The following is a 19,191-nucleotide window of genomic DNA, read 5'->3' on the forward strand; positions in this document are numbered from 1 at the left end:
ACAGCGGCTTGTCCGCTGTTTTTTTTATTAATGAAACTTTAAATGGGAAGGTGACTTTTATGGAAAAAGTAGACTTAATTGCTGATTTTGAAAGATTGGTCGAAGAAAACAAGCGTTTCTTTTTTCTAAAGCATAGTACAACTTGCCCGGTAAGCTCGAGCGCTTTTAATGAATATCAGGCCTTTTTGCATGAGCACCCTGAAGAAAAAGGGTATTACCTGGCTGTACAGGATTCAAGAGAGCTATCTAATTACATAGCAGGGGAGTATAATATTATTCACCAGTCCCCACAAGCCTTTTTGTTCGAAAAGGGACAGCCTGTCTGGAATGAATCCCACTGGAAAATTACAAAGGAGCAATTAGAACAAGTATGTTCCCAAAAATAAAATAGGGAGTTTGGAAAGAGGGAAAACCCCTCTTTTTAAACGTTTTACTCACTTTTTTACTTTAACGCTTAAAAGCGTCTAATAATTAAAGAAAAATATTCGTGACATTTCAGAATGTTTGTTTTATAATAATCCCTAACATTAAAAATGATTATTTTTCTCTTGCTTTATTTTTTCAGCCGGCGAAAGAGTAAAGCTTAAACGGGGAAACATAGCAGCTGATTAGAGGGAATTGTGGATAATATATTAGAGCGGAAGGATGATAATTGTGAGTAACCAGGAACTAGACCAGTTAAGACAACGTGTTGATGAAATAAATACGGAATTGCTAAGCCTTATTAGCGAGCGAGCTACACTTGTTCAGGAAATTGGAAGAGTGAAAGAGAAACAGGGTGTCAATCGTTATGATCCTGTCCGCGAAAGAGCGATGCTGAATAAGATTGTTGAAAGCAATAGCGGCCCATTCGAAAATTCAACAATTGAGCATTTGTTTAAAGAAATTTTTAAAGCAGGCTTGGAATTGCAACAAGATGACCATCGAAAGGCACTTCTCGTTTCACGTAAGAAGAAGCCTGAGGATACAATCGTAGAAATTCGCGGCGAGAGAGTTGGAGATGGTTCACCGACATTCGTGTTCGGACCATGTGCTGTAGAATCATATGAACAAGTAGCTGAAGTGGCACAAGCCATTAAAGATAAAGGGTTAAAATTAATCCGCGGTGGGGCATTTAAGCCGCGTACTTCTCCTTATGATTTCCAAGGTCTTGGTTTAGAAGGATTGAAAATCTTAAAGAGAGTAGCAGATGAATACAATCTTGCCGTTGTCAGTGAAATTGTCAACCCAGCTGATATTGAAGTAGCTTGCGAATACATTGATGTGATCCAAATCGGAGCCCGCAACATGCAGAATTTTGAATTGTTAAAAGCAGCTGGAAGCGTGAAAAAACCAGTATTGCTGAAGCGTGGTCTTGCTGCTACGATTGAAGAATTCATTAATGCAGCTGAATACATCATTTCTCGTGGCAATGACCAAATTATGCTTTGTGAGCGTGGTATCCGCACATACGAGCGTGCGACACGGAACACGCTTGATATCTCGGCGGTGCCAATCTTGAAGCAGGAAACTCACTTGCCTGTTTTCGTAGATGTGACACATTCAACAGGACGTCGTGATTTATTGATTCCAACAGCAAAAGCAGCATTAGCTATTGGAGCAGATGGGGTAATGGCAGAAGTTCATCCAGATCCGGCAGTAGCTCTTTCTGACTCTGCTCAGCAAATGAATTTGCAACAATTTGATGAATTTTATAAAGAAGTTCTTCAAAGTATTCCTGTAAAAGCGTAACTCCTGTGTATTCACAGGAGTTTTTTTTGTTAAGATAGAGATAAAAGCTAATATGAAGGAGAAGATATAAAAATGAATGTAACAATTTATGATGTAGCAAGGGAAGCGAGTGTCTCCATGGCTACGGTTTCCCGGGTGGTAAATGGAAACCCGAACGTAAAGCCAGCGACTCGAAAAAAAGTTCTAGAAGTAATTGAGCGACTCGGATATCGCCCTAATGCGGTTGCTCGTGGACTAGCGAGTAAGAAAACAACAACAGTTGGTGTAATCATTCCGGATATTTCAAACATCTTCTATGCAGAGCTTGCTAGAGGAATTGAAGATATCGCTACAATGTATAAGTACAATATTATCTTAAGTAACTCTGATCAAAATAAGGATAAAGAGATCCGCTTAATTCACACGATGCTCGGTAAGCAAGTAGATGGACTCGTCTTTATGGGCAGCCGGATTACACAGGAGCATGTAGAAGAGTTCGAACGTTCTCCTGTTCCTGTTGTATTGGCAGGGTCCCTAGAGCCAACAGGAAAAATACCGTCCGTCAATATTGATTATCGAGAAGCAGCCGTTGATGTGGTGAACTCACTAACAGAAAAAGGCCATAAACATGTTGCCTTTATTGATGGGCCGCTTGATGATACGATTAGCCAATATGTGTTAGAGGGCTACAAAGAAGGACTCGCTGCCGCTAACCTGCCGCTGACAGAGGAATTAGTGGTGGACGGTGATTACACGTATGAATCTGGAATAGAAGCTTGGCACAAGCTAGAAACGGCTTCTGTCAAACCGACAGCCGTCTTCGCTAACGGAGATGAAATGGCACTTGGTGTTATCCATGGTGCCCAGGATAGCGGTGTGAAAATCCCTGAGGAGCTAGAAGTAATTAGCTTTGAAAGCACAAAGCTTGCTTTAATGGTTCGCCCGCAGCTAACGTCTGTTGTGCAGCCGTTGTACGATATTGGAGCAGTTGCCATGAGGCTCTTAACAAAATATATGAATAAAGAAGAAGTAGAAAGTCCAATCGTTGTTCTGCCTCACCGCATTGAAACAAGAGGATCAACGAAATAAGAATTTTTTCAATAACAGTTTCTGTTAAAGAGAAAGAGTTGGTTTTTCACTAGTTGATGGTGGTGGAAAGCGTCCGCCTGCAGTGAAAATCACCAACTAACTATAAATAGAGAGAGAAAATGCAGTTGTAATAGGGGATAGGGGAGAACCAATGAAAAAATTTGATGCATTGACACCAATTGGCATCCTTCTGGGGATTACCTTACTAGCATTTGCCGTTTTAACGAGCGGGGGCTTAAGCAGCTTTACGTCATTTATTCATTTGCCATCGATTTTAATCGTTCTTGGCGGACTTACTGCTGGTTTGTTAATTAACTTTCCATTGAGTGAAATAAAGCATCTGTTTACCGTTGCAAAACAAGCGTTTCGTGAAGAAGAGCTCGATTTAGAAGCACTCATTCAACGATTTGTAGAACTGTCTGAGAAAGCTCGTCGTGAAGGGCTGTTAACACTTGAAAAAGAATTGGAACAAGAAGAGAATCCCTTTTTGAGAAAAGGCATGTTGCTGGCGATTGACGGCATCGAGCAGGATATGCTCGTAGATATTATGAACGCTGAAATTCTTGCTTTAGAAGAACGCCATCGAAAGAAAAGAAGTATGCTGGAAAAAGCCGGGGATTATGCACCGGCCTGGGGAATGATCGGTACCTTAATTGGGCTCGTGCTTATGTTGAAAAACTTGGACGATCCTACTTCCCTCGGTCCTAATATGGCCGTAGCTTTGATCACCACACTTTATGGTTCATTGCTTGCTAATCTTGTTTTTTTACCGATGGCTGCAAAGCTGGAACTAAGAACGGAAAAAGAAGTATTCTTCCGTGAAATCATTATCGAAGGAGTCGTAGGTGTACAATCGGGGCAAAATCCTAAGATTCTTCAAGAGAAATTGCAGGCGTTTTTAGCCGGCAGTGAAGGAAAAATAGTGAGCGCGTTGACTGCGGGTGAGGCGGCAGAGCTATGATTAGTCGTCGCCGTCCCTCCCGCAAACCACCGGAGCAAAAAGGGGCCCCAAAATGGATGGTGACGTTTTCTGACCTTGTCACACTCGTCTTAGTATTTTTTATCTTACTCTTCTCTATGTCGCAAATTGATATGATTAAATTTAAATCAATTGCTCAGTCGTTTAATGAGCAAGCTATCTTTCAAACAAATGATTCGATTGTGCCGGGAGAATATCCATCTGAAGAGATGAATAAGAAAGAAGCCGATCTCAATGAACAATCCCTTGATAAGCTTGCAAGAGAAGTGAAGAAATACTTAAAGGAGAACGGACTTGAAGACACGGCTGCAGCGATTAGAAATGAACAGGGAGTTGTACTTGTCCTGCAGGAGCAAGTTGTTTTCGGCACAGGAGACGCCGTTATTTTGCAGGAGGCTTATCCGTTTCTCGAGAAAACAGGGAAGCTTCTAAAGAACATCCCTAATCTTGTAAAAGTAGAAGGACATACAGATAATCGGCCGATTAAAAACTCGATCTATCCATCTAACTGGGAGCTTTCGAGCGCGCGGGCAAGCAGTGTTATTCGATTTTTTATTGATAATAATGGTCTTGATTCTGAACGGTTCATCGCTGTCGGCTACGGGGATACACGGCCGCTCGTTCCTAATACGAACGAAGAAAATATGCAAAAAAATCGCCGGGTACAGATCGTCATCTCTGATCCAACTTATAAAGAATGAACGAATGACACTAGCCTATCATCAGCAAACAAAAACGCTTGAATCGGTTCAAGCGTTTTTGTTGTTTTTAAATAGACGGGTTGAGTTTTTATTCCATAGATCCCAGCATCAGTGATAGCCAAAAGTAAAAGACCAAATCGACGGATGAGTGAGTTTTGGCATTTCTCCTATCCGCTCCCCGATTCACTATAAGAAGACATAGCTGAGGATGATGCTTATTTTTTGTGCTGGCGAAGCGGATAAAGCATTTTTTCCAAGGTTAGCCGATTTTTCTCCTCAATTTCTGGTTTGCGAGGAATAGCAGGATAGGCGCCTGGAGGATCGTTCCACTCAGCAGGAAGCTGTACCGGTGATTTAGGCTGCCATTGTTCAAGCCACGCTTTTGGCAGGGGGCCTGATACATCTGAGTGTCTAGTCATCGCTAGCCAAATATATGCCCAGGCCCGTGGAACGACCCGCCATATGTCGTAGCCGCCTCCGCCGACAGCGATCCAGCGTCCGTCACAATATTGATGAGCGACTTGATGAGCAACTTCCGGGATACGCTTATAAATGTTCATGGAGGCCGATAAATGGGTAAGCGGGTCATAGAAGTGAGCATCCGCTCCATTTTGCGTTAAGATGACATCGGGTTTAAAAAAGTCGGCTACTTCCCATATAGAGGTTTCATAAGCCTCAAGCCATGATTCATCTTCCGTAAACGCATCTAAGGGGAGATTAAAAGAAAAACCATAGCCCTTGCCTTGTCCGCGTTCATTTACATTTCCCGTTCCTGGAAACAAGTAACGGCCAGTTTCATGGATAGATAGTGTGCACACATCGGGATCGTCGTAAAAAGACCATTGGACGCCGTCGCCATGATGAGCATCCGTATCAATGTATAAAACACGGGCCTGGTACTTTTCCTGCAAATATTTAATGGCGACGGAACTGTCATTGTAGATGCAAAAACCCGATGCTTTCCCCCGGAAACCGTGATGGAGCCCACCTCCTAAATGCAGGGCATGAGCAGCTTTTTCTTGCATGACCCAATCGGCAGCTGTTAAGGTGCCCCCGACAAGAAGGGCGCTTGCTTCATGCATGCCCTCAAACATTGGTGTATCTTCTGTCCCTAAGCCATATCCTTCCGCTATATCAAGAGACAGCTCGCCGCTGCCGGCTTTTTGAACAGCCTCTACGTAGGCAGCATCATGGATAAGCTGTAATTCTTCTTTTGTTGCGCTACGGGGAGGAACGATATCACTTTCTTGAATTTTATCTATTTTTCTTAGCAAGTCGAGAGTTAAGGTAAGCCGGAATTGATTAAAGGGATGATTTTCGGAAAATTTGTAGGAAAGCAGCTGATCCGAATAAACGAATACTGCTTCTTTTTTCATGAAGACATGCCCGGCATATTTGGCCATAGCACATCGTGCCCTTCCTTCTTTAAATCGTCAATTACACCAATTGGATTCATCATTCGTACACGGAATACGACAATTTTCGAATTCTCATCTTCTTTATCCGGATACACCAATACGCTATGAATATTTGCCCGCCGCTTATTAAGAATGCTTACTACATCAAACAGTTCGCCAGGTTTATTAGGCAGCTTAATTTCGATACGGGAGCCAGGTTGATTGGCGCCGGTCAGCTCAACAAACGTATGGAGCACGTCTGTTTCTGTTACAATGCCGACAATTTCTCCTCCTTGAACAATCGGCATGCAGCCAATATTATATTCATAGAAGACGGCAGCAATATCTTCCACAAAATCAAGCGGATGGCCGGTCACAACATCTCTTTGCATAATTAAAGAGAGTGGTTTATTTAGCTCTTCTTCACTTAAATCCTTTTTTAAAATAGACGGTGTGGAGTCTTTCACATCACGATCCGTTACAATGCCGACGAGTGCCCCTTTTTCGTCTACAATTGGCACATGACGGATCTTTTTGTCCCTGAATAATTGCAGCGCTGTACCAATCTTATCGTCCGGAGACAATGTATAGACTGTCTGCTGCATAATTTGTTCGACTATCATTTATCCATCCCCCTTGGTTAATACATAAAGCGATTCATGAAGCGAACTTGATCAAACCGCTCTATTGCCGTTTGATCCACATATTTCCCGATCCGTACCATTAAGCAATTTGCAGGATGTGAACTGATTTCAGGATCATCTGTTGCATACCATACCAAGCCGCCGGCATTCATCATTTTTTCCATTATTTTTCTATACTCCCAAACATTCAATCCAGTCCCTTTCAGATCCCAGTGCCAATAGTATTCGGTTGTAATAATAATGTAGTGCTCCATCATTTCATCAAGCATCGACAGCTGAATCATATTTTTGCCGAGCTGCGCACCGCGGTAAGGAGGAGCAACCTCGACCGCTCCTAGTTCAATCAAGTTATCAAGGTTAGCTTCTGACCATCTTTCCAGCGGATCAGGATAGAGGTAGGTTACATAACCGACAATAACGTCACCATTGCGGGCAATTATAATACGTCCTTCCGGAAGGTTAGCAATTTCTATAAGCGCCTGATGCTGCTGTTTAGGCTGGCGAAAAGCAATCAGCCCTTCATGAAAGGTCATAGCAGCTAATGCTTCTGCAGAAACTGGTCCTTCAATCATGATTTTGCCCTCTGCCATGGTTACTTCTTGTGAATGATACTCTTTTCTGTGCTTCATCAAGTCACCGCCTTCATCATTCCATACCTGTATTATACCTGGTTTTACCTTTTGTAAAGCGTTTTCACTAAATTTTCGTAATTGTCTGCTCTTAAAATGACGAATAGTAGATAAATAGATAACTTTTTGTTTCAAAATTGTGAAAAATGGAAAATTGAGATATAATGGTGGTGTATTCTTACATAGGGGGGAAACGGTCTTATGAAATTGGAAACTCTAACGGTGCAAGAAGGAAATTATAATTTAAAAGATTACGATGAGTTGTATGCTTCGTTCGATTGGAAAGAGGCTGAGGATAAATTTTCTTGGTCTGAAACTGGGAAGATCAATATCGCTTACGAGGCAATTGATCGTCATGCAGAGTCCAATCTTAAAGAGAAAGTCGCGCTCTATTACAGAGATGCTGACAGGAATGAAAAGTATACGTTCGCGGAAATGAAAGAATATACGAACAAGGCAGCTAATGTATTGAAGACAGCAGGTGGAGTGGAAAAGGGAGATCGTGTTTTCGTATTTATGCCGCGTTCACCAGAGTTATATTTCACTGTACTTGGTACAATCAAAGCCGGAGCCATTGTTGGCCCGCTCTTTGAAGCTTTCATGGAAGGAGCCGTTCGTGACCGTTTAGAAGACAGCAGTGCGAAAGTGCTCGTAACCACCCCTGAACTGCTTGACCGTGTGCCTGTTAATGATTTACCCGATTTAGAAAAGATTTTTGTCGTCGGCGATAACGTACCGGCTGGTGAAAAATATATAGATTTTAATGAAAAAATGAAAGAAGCCGATGCTTCGTTTGATATTGAATGGATGGATTTAGATGACGGCATGATCCTTCATTACACATCTGGATCAACAGGCAAACCGAAAGGGGTTCTGCACGTTCACCGAGCGATGGTTCAGCAATACATGACAGCTAAATGGGTGTTAGACCTGCAGGAAGATGATATTTATTGGTGCACAGCTGATCCGGGCTGGGTAACAGGGACATCTTACGGGATTTTCGGTCCGTGGCTGACAGGAACAACAAATGTCATTGTGGGAGGCCGCTTTAAGCCGGAAACTTGGTATCAAACAATCGAAGATTACAAGATTACCGTTTGGTACAGTGCTCCAACTGCGTTTCGTATGCTGATGGGAGCTGGGGATGAGATAGTAAAGAAATTTGATTTAAGCTCCCTTCGTCATATTGTCAGTGTGGGAGAACCGCTTAATCCGGAAGTGATCCGCTGGGGTGCGAAAGTATTTAACCGCCGCATTCATGATACATGGTGGATGACAGAAACCGGTGCCCTTGTGATTTGTAACTACCCGTCTATGGACATTCGCCCAGGCTCTATGGGCAAGCCAGTCCCAGGAGTGAAGGCAGCTATTGTAGATGATCACGGAAACGAGCTTCCTCCAAATCGGATGGGCAATCTCGCTATTAAAAAAGGCTGGCCGTCTATGATGGTGGCGATTTGGAACAATCCAGAAAAATATGAATCTTACTTTATGCCAGGGGATTGGTACGTATCTGGAGACTCTGCTTATATGGATGAAGATGGCTACTTCTGGTTCCAAGGCCGCGTAGATGATGTCATTATGACAGCAGGCGAACGGGTAGGTCCGTTTGAGGTTGAGAGTAAGTTAATTGAACATCCGGCTATTACAGAAGCGGGCGTTATTGGCAAGCCGGACCCTGTTCGCGGAGAAATTATTAAGGCATTTGTTGCTCTCCAGGAAGGTTATGAACCAACGGATGAATTAAAAGAAGAAATCCGCCAGTTTGTAAAAACAGGACTAGCTGCTCATGCTGCGCCTCGTGAAATTGAATTCCGTGACAAACTGCCAAAGACACGCAGTGGAAAAATCATGCGCCGCGTTCTAAAAGCGTGGGAGCTTGATCTTCCTACAGGTGACTTGTCTACAATGGAGGATTAATAATCGTCAACGATATCGGCTTTGAAACGATTCATTAAACGTTTCAAAGCCGATTTTTTTTTGAAAACAGGTTTGACTTTTTTAGATGGCTTTGTTTAAATAGAACCTATACATTTACATACGCAAGCTATGAAAGGATCTAGTAGTTCGCTATCCCTGTTGAAGAGAGCCGATGGTTGGTGGGAATCGGTACAAATAGTTGAATGAATTACCTCCTGGAGCTTTTGCTGTGAACGTTATTTGTAGCAGCAAACGGACGAACCGTTATCGAAACGAAGTGGAGAAATAGATTCTCAAGCTTGGGTGGTACCGCGCTTAATAGCGTCCCTGCAGCAGTGCAGGGGCGTTTTTATTTTTGCAAAAATGCAGGGAAGAAAGGAAGACGACACATGAATTTATTAGAAGAATTGCAATGGAGAGGCATCATTTACCAACAAACAGATGAAGAGGGCATTAAAGAATTGTTAGAAAAAGAAAAGATCTCTCTTTATTGTGGAGTAGATCCAACAGCTGATAGTATGCACATTGGCCATTTACTGCCATTTTTAACATTGCGCCGTTTCCAAAATAATGGGCACCGTCCGATTGTGCTTGTCGGTGGAGCCACTGGTCTAATTGGGGATCCAAGCGGCAAGAAGGAAGAAAGAAAACTGCAGACGCTTGAAATGGTTCAACATAATGTGACTTGCATTAAAAAGCAGCTTGAACAAATTTTCATCTTTGGAGGAGAAAATGGCGCCAAGCTTGTCAATAACTATGACTGGGCAGGGTCCATGGACATCGTGACATTTTTGCGTGATTTCGGAAAGCATATTGGTGTAAACTATATGCTTGCTAAAGACACGATCGCGTCCAGATTAGATACAGGTATCTCTTTCACAGAATTTACGTATACCATTTTACAGGCGATGGATTTTCTGCATTTGTACGAACATCACAACTGTAAAATGCAAATCGGCGGCAGCGACCAATGGGGGAACATTACAACAGGATTAGAGTTAATTCGCAAAATGAAACCAGAAGGCGACAAAGCATACGGCTTAACGATTCCACTCGTTACGAAAGCAGACGGCACGAAGTTTGGTAAAACGGAAAGCGGCGCCATTTGGCTTGATCCGGAAAAAACATCGCCATACGAGTTTTATCAATTCTGGATTAACACAGCTGATGCCGATGTCGTAAAATATTTAAAAATCTTTACCTTCTTATCGCCAGCAGAAATTGAAGAGCTTGAAACAGCTGTTAAAGAAGAGCCGCATTTGCGTAAAGCACAAAAAGCGCTAGCTGAAGAAATGACTCGCTTAATCCACGGAAGTGAAGCACTAGAGCAAGCGCAGAAAATCACCGCTGCTTTGTTCAGCGGTGATGTTAAGAGCTTAACGGCTTTAGAAATTAAACAAGGCTTCAAGGATGTGCCATCGTTTGAGCAGGAAAGCGGAGAAGAAGCTGGCTTAGTAGATTTGCTTGTAGCAGCCGGCATTTCCTCCTCCAAACGCCAAGCACGTGAGGATGTTCAAAACGGTGCCATCTCTATTAACGGTGATAAAGTAACCGACACAGCTTACGTCTTATCTCAAAAAGATAAAATGGAAGACGAATTTACGATCATCCGTCGCGGCAAGAAGAAATACTACTTAATTAAATACAAGTAAGTAAAAAAGAGGAAGTTCCAACTAGTGAGGGAACTTCCTCTTTCTTATTAACGAGAGTAAAATAAAGTAAGCAGGAGAACTATATAATACAAAGGCAGTTCCTCTTTTAGTGAAGTTGTCATTTTGCACTTATATCTTTTAAAAAATTAAAACTCTCTTTACATACATTAGGGGGGTATTGTATATTAATGGTGAGGAGGTCATCCTATGAATAATGAAAACGAAGAGTTGATAGAAACTGAGCATTGTGGTTCCGTTAGTTCTGACCGAAAGAGCCACCATTCTGACAAGGTCAAGAAGAACTTAACAACTCGTTTAAATCGAATTGAAGGGCAAATCCGGGGGATTAAAGGTTTAATTGAAAAAGATACGTATTGTGATGATGTAATCACGCAAATCGCAGCTACGCAGTCAGCCCTCAATAGCGTAGCAAAAATTCTTTTAGAAGGGCATATGAAAAGTTGTGTTCTCGAAAGAATTCAAGAAGGCGACCTTGAAGTTCTCGATGAAGTATTAGTAACAGTACAAAAGTTAATGAAAAAATAATATCGGAGGGAATCACATGAAGACAATCACATTAAAAGTAAGCGGAATGTCATGCGGTCATTGTGTTAAAGCGGTTGAAGGAAGCGTTGGTGAATTACCAGGAGTTGATAGCGTAAAAGTCGCATTAGAAAATGGGGAAGTGCAAGTGCAATATGACGCAGACAAAGTAAGCTTAGATAAAATTAAAGAGACGATTGACGATCAAGGATATGACGTTGAATAAAAGAATGGATGTGCTAAGCACATCCATTCTTTTTGTAGAGGTCCCAACTGTAGAGGCAAAAGTATATTTAAAAAGCACCTCAATATGATTGACATATAGGTTAGGGGGGTATAGTATAAAGGTATAAACAATCACCATAAAATTCTAATGCATCGGTCAATGAGTTTAATATTTCGCTGCATATTAAGTGATGATGATATAACAGGTTTGCTAAGGAAGCAGATAAGACCGTTTAATCAATAATGATAGTTGTCTTTCAGTCAGTAAAAAGCTTTCAAGGGGGAAGTGCAATGAGTTCAGAACAAAAAGAAGTGCAAATGCCTATTGCCGGTATGACATGTGCAGCCTGTGCAACCAGGATAGAAAAAGGTCTTAACAAATTAGAAGGAGTTAATGAAGCGACAGTCAATTTAGCTCTTGAAAAGGCGACAGTGAAATTTGATCCTTCTGTTACAAATGTCTCGGACTTCGAAAAGAAAGTGAAAGATTTAGGATACGATGTTGTGTCGGAAAAAGCGGAGTTCGACTTAATTGGCATGACATGTGCAGCCTGCGCAACAAGAATAGAGAAAGGCTTAAATAAATTAGAGGGCGTGAACAAAGCAACGGTTAATTTAGCTTTGGAAACTGCCACAGTAGAATACAATCCTTCACAAGTCAGTATTCAAGACATGATAAATCGTGTTGAGAAGATTGGCTATGAAGCAAAAGTCAAACAGGATGAAATGAACGAAAGCTCTGATTATCGGGAGAAAGAAATCGAAAAACAAAAAGGAAAGTTTATTTTCTCTTTCATTTTATCTGTTCCGCTTTTATGGGCGATGGTTAGCCATTTTGAGTTCACTTCTTTTATCTGGCTGCCGGACATGTTTATGAATCCATGGGTTCAACTGGCGCTTGCTACACCTGTCCAATTCATCATCGGCAAACAATTTTATGTAGGAGCCTATAAAGCACTGAAAAATAAAAGTGCCAATATGGATGTGTTGGTCGCTTTAGGGACATCGGCCGCTTATTTTTACAGTTTATACTTATCGATCTTATCTATCGGTTCGAATCATCATATGCCGGAGTTATATTTCGAAACGAGTGCTGTGTTAATTACTTTGATTATTCTAGGAAAATTATTTGAAGCCCGTGCAAAAGGCCGTTCTTCAGAAGCCATTAAAAAATTAATGGGCTTGCAGGCGAAAACAGCTACGGTGCTAAGAGATGGATCAGAGATAGAAATATCATTGGACGAAGTAGTCGTTGGCGATGTAATTTACGTAAAACCAGGAGAAAAGATCCCAGTAGATGGAGAAATCATAGAAGGACGTTCTGCACTTGATGAGTCTATGCTTACAGGAGAAAGTGTCCCAGTCGATAAAACGGCAGGGGATCATGTTATTGGTGCAACAATTAATAAAAATGGCTTTCTAAAAGTAAAAGCCACAAAAGTCGGCAGAGACACAGCTTTAGCGCAAATCATTAAAGTCGTCGAAGAGGCGCAAGGTTCAAAGGCTCCTATCCAAAGATTAGCGGATCATATCTCAGGTATATTTGTACCGATTGTAGTAGGCATTGCCGTTATTGTATTTTTCATTTGGTACGTATGGGTAAGCCCGGGTGAATTTGCTGTCGCTTTAGAGAAACTGATTGCTGTACTAGTCATTGCTTGTCCTTGTGCTTTAGGATTAGCCACTCCAACTTCTATCATGGCTGGTTCAGGCCGTGCGGCAGAATATGGTGTTTTATTCAAGGGCGGCGAACATCTTGAGTTAACTCATCAAATTACAACCGTCGTTTTAGATAAGACGGGTACAGTGACAAATGGTAAACCAGTTTTAACAGACATCATCATTGAAGGGGATGTAGAGGAAGAAGTCTTTGCCCAATTAGTCGGTTCGGCTGAGAAACAATCGGAACACCCATTAGCAGAAGCGATTGTCCAAGGCATAAAAGAAAGAGATATTTCACTTTTAGATATTGAGGAATTTGAAGCAATACCGGGCTTTGGCATTAAAGCAAAAGTAGAGAATAAAGAGATATTAATTGGCACAAGAAGATTAATGGCAAAGTTTCAAATTAACATCGGAACGGCTGAAGATCAGATGGAGCAGCTTGAGAAAAACGGAAAAACAGCTATGCTTGTGGCGATTGATGGACTGTATGCGGGAATTGTAGCGGTGGCCGATACTGTCAAAGAAACGTCGAAAGAGGCTATTAAGCGATTAAAGGATTTAGGTCTTGAAGTCATCATGATAACAGGTGATAACGAAAGAACAGCTCAGGCGATTGCCAATGAAGTGGGGATTGATGCAGCGATAGCTGAAGTGTTGCCAGAAGGAAAAGCGGAGCAAGTCAAAAAATTGCAGCAGCAAGGAAAGCGTGTGGCGATGGTGGGAGACGGAATCAATGATGCACCAGCTCTAGCGGTAGCTGATATTGGCATGGCGATCGGCACGGGAACAGATGTAGCAATGGAAGCGGCAGATATTACGCTGATGCGAGGCGACTTGAACAGCATTGCCGATGCTATCGTGATGAGTAAAAAAACGATTAGAAACATTAAGCAAAATTTGTTCTGGGCGTTTGGGTACAACACGTTGGGAATTCCTGTAGCGGCTCTTGGGCTCTTGGCTCCTTGGCTCGCTGGAGCAGCAATGGCGTTTAGTTCAGTATCTGTTGTGTTAAATGCTTTGCGTTTACAAAGAGTGAAATTAAACGAAACGAATCGTGCGTAAAAAAGGGGTGAAACGATGAAGAAGTGGGCAATAGCAGCTATTTTATACTTAATTTCAGTGGTAGGTGTCTATACGATATATGATCATGTAACGTCTAAAGGGAAATCGGTGTCTTCGGAAGTGAATCATCAACAGAACGAACACGAAGCGGCAAAGGAAGCTGCACATGATCATCATGAAAAAGTGCCACCTGTTAAAAGTGATGTAAAGGCGAGTATTGAATATGAGAACAAACATGTAACGATTATGCTTCAGGATCAAAAAGGAAATCCGGTTGACGACCTTGAAGTCAATCATGAAAAGCTTCTGCACTTGATTGTGGTAGATGAAGGACTAGAGCAGTACTGGCATTTACATCCTCAAAGAATAGGAGCAGGAAAGTTCCAAGTAGAACAAGAATTAAAGAAAGGGACGTATAAGGCTTTTGTGGATATAAAGCCTAAAAAGTTATCCTATCATGTTTCACCGTTGGAAATGGTTATAGGAGCTCCATCCTCTCATGGCCATGCGCCTACTATAATTCCAGACAAAGATTTGACGAAGACAGTAGGCAATGAAACGGTCAAAATGAATATGAGCGCCCACACTGCTGGGACGCCTGTTACCTTAACATTTGATCTTGACGAGGAAAAAATTGAACCGTATTTAGGAGCCATGGGGCATGTGGTCATCTTAGATGAACAGGCTGAAAATTACCTTCATGTTCATCCCTTAGAAGGAGAAGCTCCTGTATTTGAAACACAATTTAAACAGCCTGGAATTTACAAAGTATGGGCTGAATTTAAACAAGATGGGAAAGTCCGGGTGTATCCTTACGTTATAGAGATTAATTAGTCTCGAGGCAGACAAAGGAGGTGACAGGAAATTTCATGTCACCTTCTTATTTTATTTGCTATTCAAGCAAACCGATCTTTAGCTTAAGTAAACTGCTTTCTGGAATTTTACACGCCTGTATAAGATAGGTTTCTATATTTCCATATTTCTTCATAAAGATCTCGTGAATGATGCGGGTGTATTTTGAAAAAAGGCTTTAGCCGATCAGGTGACAGTTGAAAGGGACTTATCCACTGAATTAAATTTCCTTATTTTTTCCGTTGGTTTTACATCTTTCTAGTTTGTTGATGACATCCCCTTTTAGAGCGTGTTTTTCAGGAAGAGTTAACTGAAAAAAGAAGCTAGAAACCTAAACAAGCGAGTACCCAATTGGGAACTCGCTCGTTTAGGTTTATTTAGTACGTATCAGTTATTCGTAAGCTAAATTTTTGTTTTGAGCTCTGCTTGGGCACAGCCAATAAAAGGAGGAATACTATATAGGTTAGGATACTTTTAGCTAGAAACACTGTCTGTTTAACGTCCAGATCCATAAAGAAAGTTTGATGTTAAAAAGGCCCCAACAGGCGGCAAGGCAGAAGTGCTCATAGGAGGGCCAGTGAGAGCCGTATTGGTCGTAGCAATCCAAGTCCCGTGCTCACCTGCTTGTAAAGAGGGAGGCTTCATTATAAGCATTCCATTTAAAACAAAATGTCGAACTCCAATAGAGGGATTATCAAATATAGATAATTGACCAGAATACGCGGCATAAGGTGAATCAAATCGTATTTGTTTGGTGCTTTCATTCCAATACCCCCTAATTGGAATAAATGTGCCACGGAAATTGATTGTACCATTTACTTGGTTACCAGTAACAGAATTCATGACGAGTATGCCCGAAACGAGCGGTCTTTCACCTACTGCGGCGTCGATCCCCCACTGAGATGGGGATGGCAAAATTAGCTGAGTGTTCTGAGCAGATTGCAAAGTTGATACCTCCTTACCTGCTTTAGAACAGTTTATGCCGGAGATTTTAAAGTGGGAATAGGGAAAAGTTTATGGGTAACATACCTTTCTATACTGTTGGGGCTTTCAGAGTTGAACATATGAAAAGGAGTTTAATGGGAAAGAAGATTGTCTTATCGTTATAGAATGATTGGGAGTGCTAGCACTAATTCTTTTAATATCAAAATAATTGAGGATGCGTAAAAATACAAAAAAGAAAAACCCTGAGAAACATTGATATAACAACGTTTCTCAGGGTTTTCGTAACCAGGTTTACTACCCGGATTATTAACGAGAGTAGAACTCTACGATAAGAGCTTCATTGATTTCAGCTGGAAGTTCAGAACGCTCTGGAAGGCGAGTGAATGTACCTTCTAGCTTGTCTGCATCAAATGTTAAATAATCAGGTACGAAGTTGTTTACTTCAATTGATTCTTTAACGATAGCAAGGTTTCTAGACTTTTCACGAACAGAGATTGTTTGACCAGGTTTTACTTGGTAAGATGGGATGTCTACGCGCTTTCCATCAACAAGGATATGACCATGGTTAACAAGCTGACGTGCTTGACGGCGAGTACGAGCTAAGCCAAGACGGTAAACAAGGTTGTCTAGGCGGCATTCAAGAAGGATCATGAAGTTTTCGCCGTAAACGCCTTTCATTTTACCAGCTTTTACGAATAAGTTTTTAAATTGGCGCTCATTTACACCGTACATATGACGAAGCTTTTGCTTCTCTTGCAATTGAAGTCCGTATTCAGACAATTTTTTACGTTGGTTTGGACCGTGTTGTCCAGGTGCGTAAGGGCGTTTTTCTAATTCTTTACCAGTTCCGCTTAGAGAGATTCCAAGACGGCGGGAAATTTTCCAGCTTGGGCCAGTATAGCGAGCCATAATATAGCTCCTCCTTTAATGTTTTTATTTTGTTGTAAAATAAAAACCGGGTGAGACAACAATCAAGCCATTTTATTTTCATGTACCATCGCCCCAGCAGCAGAGGGTTACGCGATACACCATTTGCCATAAAAGGCAAAGGAACAAAATGAACGTATGAAGGTGTTCACATAGGCTGCATTATTTTACACAAATGCTAGTATATAATTGACTGGCAGTTCTGTCAAGAAAGGATTACAATATAAGAAAAATAATAAATTTATTAAGTCTTTTGGCTTAGGTATTGTGGTATAATTATCCTATTATTAGTTGCTAGTATTGTTTTTTAAGTATTTAAATTTGCAATAATAGATAACTCTTTGAAATAGTAAGAAAAGGGAAGACAGCTGTTTTGTGCAATTAGAATGGCAGGTGATCACTACATGAATCAGCGTTATGAAAGTAAGTGGGCGATAAGCTGGAAAGCATTGGTATATGACTTGATGTCCGCTTTTCAGGATACTTTTAATATGGAGAATTTTCAAGAGAAGTGGCTCTGTCTTGTAGGCAGACAATTCTGTACTGAACAGTTACAAATATTCCCTGTAAGCAATCCGGAAGCAGTATTAAATAATACCTCTAAAGATCAAGAAGCGTTAAGACAAGTTTTTACACAGCCATATCTTCTCTTAGAAGGAAAGGAACATGACTGGCCAATACCTAGACCTTATAATATAGGATTTCGGTTAACGGGTTTTGGTGAAAGTAAAGAAACTTATTTATTTTTACAGGTAGATAAAAATGTCATGAGCAACCTTACAGAAGAGGATCTGTTATTTTTTGCTGAGGAAAGCAGCCGGCTTATTGACTGGGTAAATTATGTTTACGAGATGGAAGGAAGAGTGGCAAGATATAAGGAGTTATTTAATGTAACAGGAAAACTTCACTCTTCCACAGATGTTGAGTTTGTATTAAGAGAAATTATATTCACTCTGAAGAAAATTTTCCCTTCTTGCTCTTATCATTTTCTTATGGCTATGGAGGGGACGTATACAGATCTGCCGGTCAGTCACTTTAATTTTGATGAAGTAAGTGAAGCAGGCATGGTTTCGTATACGACTGGCACCATTCAGGTTGATGAGGCATCTAGTGTTCTATATGCTCCCTTGATAGGTAAACAAGGAGTATACGGCGTTTTGAAAGTAACTCTGTTGAGGGAGCGTGGCATTCCTGAAACTAAAAAAGAGTTTATTCGCATGCTCGCCGATGCAGGAGGGGGTGCGATCGAAAAGGTCATGCTTTATGATCAGTCAAGACAGCTAAATGCAGATTTACAGTTAATCAATGATGCCTCCCACAAGTTAAATTCAAGTTTGCGTTTTTCAGATGTTACTAACTTCTTACATTCGCAAATTATTCGCTCTTTCCATGCCGGTGCAGTCGGCTTTATCTTTCTAAACGAAACGAAAACTGAAACGATGTCGGGCAGTAGTCCTTTTTTCTATGAACGAGAAGGAAAGGAATTGATTGATTTCGTTTCTGAGAAGCTGAGAAAAGAGAAAGAGGCTTTTTTTATTGGTGAATTAGCGAATAAACTGGACAACATCTGTTTAACCTTTCACGCGATGATGGCTGTGCCCATGGAGCAAGGAGATGAGCTTAGAGGCTTTTGCGTTGTGCTGAAAAAAGAGCCCTATAGTTTTACTTTTGAAATGTACAAGCTCCTGCAGTCGCTTATCCATCATTCCACGCTTGCTTTGGCAAATGCTATGTTAAGAGAAAAATTAGAGAAGATGGTTATAACCGATCATTTGACCAAGCTGTACTCGAGAAATTACTTAGATCAATGTCTTCAGAAATCGCTTGAGAAAGACGAAAAAGGTGTCTTTTTATTAATGGATATTGATAATTTTAAAAAAGTAAATGACACATACGGACATCAGACGGGTGATGAAATCTTGATTCAAATAGCGGAAATTATGAAGAATTCTACTCGAGAAGAGGATGTCGCGGCTCGCTGGGGAGGAGAAGAACTAGCCATCTATTTGCCAAACTGTTCTATAGAAGAGGGAGCCCTAACGGCTAAGAACATTATACGCAAAGTAGCAGTAAGTACAAAGCCTTCGGTTACCATTTCTTGCGGATTGTCCTGTTGGTCAAGGAAGAATCCGTCCTCTCAAAAGCAATTATTTAACGATGCAGATACGGCGCTATACGAGGCGAAGAAGACAGGGAAGAATAAAAGCATTATTAGTCATTGTTGTGTGTAAAAAAGAGCTGAGCGTTCATC

17 protein-coding genes and 1 other annotated feature are annotated in these 19,191 nt (G+C 41.2%); of the genes, 12 read left to right on the forward strand and 5 right to left on the reverse strand.

Annotated features, from left to right (window positions below):
• Nucleotides 1-59: 59 nt before the first annotated feature.
• The 5 genes from ytxJ (at nucleotide 60) to motS (ending at nucleotide 4,479) form a co-directional block, all read left to right on the forward strand.
• Nucleotides 60-386: a bacillithiol system redox-active protein YtxJ gene (gene ytxJ / locus A8F95_RS00380; RefSeq protein WP_065408753.1), complete on the forward strand. Its 327-nt coding sequence runs from the start codon at nucleotides 60-62 to the stop codon at nucleotides 384-386.
• 268 nt (nucleotides 387-654) lie between these two features.
• Nucleotides 655-1,731 carry a bifunctional 3-deoxy-7-phosphoheptulonate synthase/chorismate mutase gene (locus tag A8F95_RS00385; protein WP_049663821.1) on the forward strand — a complete coding sequence of 359 codons (1,077 nt, stop codon included), beginning with the start codon at nucleotides 655-657 and terminating at the stop codon, nucleotides 1,729-1,731.
• Nucleotides 1,732-1,803: 72 nt separating this feature from the next.
• Nucleotides 1,804-2,799: a catabolite control protein A gene (gene ccpA, locus A8F95_RS00390; protein WP_065408754.1), complete on the forward strand. Its 996-nt coding sequence runs from the start codon at nucleotides 1,804-1,806 to the stop codon at nucleotides 2,797-2,799.
• A gap of 151 nt (nucleotides 2,800-2,950) precedes the next feature.
• Nucleotides 2,951-3,760 carry a flagellar motor protein MotP gene (gene motP / locus A8F95_RS00395; RefSeq protein ID WP_065408755.1) on the forward strand — a complete coding sequence of 270 codons (810 nt, stop codon included), beginning with the start codon at nucleotides 2,951-2,953 and terminating at the stop codon, nucleotides 3,758-3,760.
• Nucleotides 3,757-4,479 carry a flagellar motor protein MotS gene (gene motS / locus A8F95_RS00400; protein WP_065408756.1) on the forward strand — a complete coding sequence of 241 codons (723 nt, stop codon included), beginning with the start codon at nucleotides 3,757-3,759 and terminating at the stop codon, nucleotides 4,477-4,479. The genes motP and motS overlap by 4 nt, the downstream gene beginning before the upstream one ends.
• Before the next feature lie 215 nt (nucleotides 4,480-4,694).
• Here the strand turns inward: motS and A8F95_RS00405 are convergent, their stop codons facing one another.
• Genes A8F95_RS00405 through A8F95_RS00415 form a run of 3 tightly spaced genes read right to left on the reverse strand, consistent with a single transcriptional unit; the run spans nucleotide 4,695 to nucleotide 7,149 of the window.
• On the reverse strand, nucleotides 4,695-5,882 hold the full coding sequence (locus A8F95_RS00405; protein ID WP_425414962.1) for an acetoin utilization protein AcuC: 1,188 nt from the start codon (nucleotides 5,880-5,882) through the stop codon (nucleotides 4,695-4,697).
• Entirely contained in the window at nucleotides 5,852-6,499 is a 648-nt protein-coding gene (locus A8F95_RS00410) for an acetoin utilization AcuB family protein (protein WP_065408757.1), read from the reverse strand. Before A8F95_RS00410 ends, A8F95_RS00405 begins: the two co-directional genes overlap by 31 nt.
• A 17-nt stretch (nucleotides 6,500-6,516) precedes the next feature.
• Nucleotides 6,517-7,149: a GNAT family N-acetyltransferase gene (locus A8F95_RS00415; RefSeq protein WP_065408758.1), complete on the reverse strand. Its 633-nt coding sequence runs from the start codon at nucleotides 7,147-7,149 to the stop codon at nucleotides 6,517-6,519.
• 201 nt (nucleotides 7,150-7,350) lie between these two features.
• On the opposite strand from A8F95_RS00415, the gene acsA reads away from it, so the two are divergent.
• The 6 genes from acsA (at nucleotide 7,351) to A8F95_RS00445 (ending at nucleotide 15,050) form a co-directional block, all read left to right on the forward strand.
• Nucleotides 7,351-9,069 carry an acetate--CoA ligase gene (gene acsA / locus A8F95_RS00420; RefSeq protein ID WP_065408759.1) on the forward strand — a complete coding sequence of 573 codons (1,719 nt, stop codon included), beginning with the start codon at nucleotides 7,351-7,353 and terminating at the stop codon, nucleotides 9,067-9,069.
• A gap of 120 nt (nucleotides 9,070-9,189) precedes the next feature.
• Nucleotides 9,190-9,401, forward strand: a binding site (T-box leader).
• Nucleotides 9,402-9,458: 57 nt separating this feature from the next.
• Nucleotides 9,459-10,721, forward strand: a complete 1,263-nt coding sequence (gene tyrS / locus A8F95_RS00425; protein ID WP_065408760.1) for a tyrosine--tRNA ligase — start codon at nucleotides 9,459-9,461, stop codon at nucleotides 10,719-10,721.
• A 207-nt stretch (nucleotides 10,722-10,928) separates the two neighbouring features.
• Complete coding sequence (locus tag A8F95_RS00430) at nucleotides 10,929-11,267, forward strand: metal-sensitive transcriptional regulator (RefSeq protein ID WP_049663807.1); 339 nt, start codon at nucleotides 10,929-10,931, stop codon at nucleotides 11,265-11,267.
• Between the two features lie 16 nt (nucleotides 11,268-11,283).
• Nucleotides 11,284-11,490 carry a copper chaperone CopZ gene (copZ, locus tag A8F95_RS00435; RefSeq protein ID WP_065408761.1) on the forward strand — a complete coding sequence of 69 codons (207 nt, stop codon included), beginning with the start codon at nucleotides 11,284-11,286 and terminating at the stop codon, nucleotides 11,488-11,490.
• A gap of 290 nt (nucleotides 11,491-11,780) precedes the next feature.
• Complete coding sequence (locus tag A8F95_RS00440) at nucleotides 11,781-14,216, forward strand: heavy metal translocating P-type ATPase (protein WP_065408762.1); 2,436 nt, start codon at nucleotides 11,781-11,783, stop codon at nucleotides 14,214-14,216.
• 15 nt (nucleotides 14,217-14,231) lie between these two features.
• On the forward strand, nucleotides 14,232-15,050 hold the full coding sequence (locus A8F95_RS00445) for a hypothetical protein (RefSeq protein WP_065408763.1): 819 nt from the start codon (nucleotides 14,232-14,234) through the stop codon (nucleotides 15,048-15,050).
• A gap of 513 nt (nucleotides 15,051-15,563) precedes the next feature.
• Here the strand turns inward: A8F95_RS00445 and A8F95_RS00450 are convergent.
• Together A8F95_RS00450 and rpsD are read right to left on the reverse strand one after the other, a co-directional pair.
• Entirely contained in the window at nucleotides 15,564-16,013 is a 450-nt protein-coding gene (locus tag A8F95_RS00450; RefSeq protein WP_065408764.1) for a hypothetical protein, read from the reverse strand.
• A gap of 306 nt (nucleotides 16,014-16,319) precedes the next feature.
• Nucleotides 16,320-16,922 carry a 30S ribosomal protein S4 gene (rpsD, locus tag A8F95_RS00455; RefSeq protein ID WP_065408765.1) on the reverse strand — a complete coding sequence of 201 codons (603 nt, stop codon included), beginning with the start codon at nucleotides 16,920-16,922 and terminating at the stop codon, nucleotides 16,320-16,322.
• A gap of 422 nt (nucleotides 16,923-17,344) precedes the next feature.
• Between rpsD and A8F95_RS00460 the strand changes: the two genes are divergently transcribed.
• Nucleotides 17,345-19,171, forward strand: a complete 1,827-nt coding sequence (locus tag A8F95_RS00460; RefSeq protein WP_065408766.1) for a sensor domain-containing diguanylate cyclase — start codon at nucleotides 17,345-17,347, stop codon at nucleotides 19,169-19,171.
• The last annotated feature ends 20 nt before the right edge of the window (nucleotides 19,172-19,191 follow it).

The organism is Pseudobacillus wudalianchiensis (genome assembly GCF_001685015.1).
GTDB lineage: Bacteria > Bacillota > Bacilli > Bacillales > Domibacillaceae > Pseudobacillus > Pseudobacillus wudalianchiensis.

Coding starts and splice junctions, on each gene's coding strand:
- ytxJ (WP_065408753.1), top strand. CDS start 60: ATGGAAAAAGTAGACTTAATTGCTGATTTTGAAAGATTGGTCGAAGAA.
- A8F95_RS00445 (WP_065408763.1), top strand. CDS start 14,232: ATGAAGAAGTGGGCAATAGCAGCTATTTTATACTTAATTTCAGTGGTA.
- tyrS (WP_065408760.1), top strand. CDS start 9,459: ATGAATTTATTAGAAGAATTGCAATGGAGAGGCATCATTTACCAACAA.
- A8F95_RS00440 (WP_065408762.1), top strand. CDS start 11,781: ATGAGTTCAGAACAAAAAGAAGTGCAAATGCCTATTGCCGGTATGACA.
- A8F95_RS00415 (WP_065408758.1), bottom strand. CDS start 7,149: ATGAAGCACAGAAAAGAGTATCATTCACAAGAAGTAACCATGGCAGAG.
- motP (WP_065408755.1), top strand. CDS start 2,951: ATGAAAAAATTTGATGCATTGACACCAATTGGCATCCTTCTGGGGATT.
- rpsD (WP_065408765.1), bottom strand. CDS start 16,922: ATGGCTCGCTATACTGGCCCAAGCTGGAAAATTTCCCGCCGTCTTGGA.
- A8F95_RS00430 (WP_049663807.1), top strand. CDS start 10,929: ATGAATAATGAAAACGAAGAGTTGATAGAAACTGAGCATTGTGGTTCC.
- motS (WP_065408756.1), top strand. CDS start 3,757: ATGATTAGTCGTCGCCGTCCCTCCCGCAAACCACCGGAGCAAAAAGGG.
- copZ (WP_065408761.1), top strand. CDS start 11,284: ATGAAGACAATCACATTAAAAGTAAGCGGAATGTCATGCGGTCATTGT.
- ccpA (WP_065408754.1), top strand. CDS start 1,804: ATGAATGTAACAATTTATGATGTAGCAAGGGAAGCGAGTGTCTCCATG.
- A8F95_RS00410 (WP_065408757.1), bottom strand. CDS start 6,499: ATGATAGTCGAACAAATTATGCAGCAGACAGTCTATACATTGTCTCCG.
- A8F95_RS00460 (WP_065408766.1), top strand. CDS start 17,345: ATGAATCAGCGTTATGAAAGTAAGTGGGCGATAAGCTGGAAAGCATTG.
- acsA (WP_065408759.1), top strand. CDS start 7,351: ATGAAATTGGAAACTCTAACGGTGCAAGAAGGAAATTATAATTTAAAA.
- A8F95_RS00405 (WP_425414962.1), bottom strand. CDS start 5,882: ATGGCCAAATATGCCGGGCATGTCTTCATGAAAAAAGAAGCAGTATTC.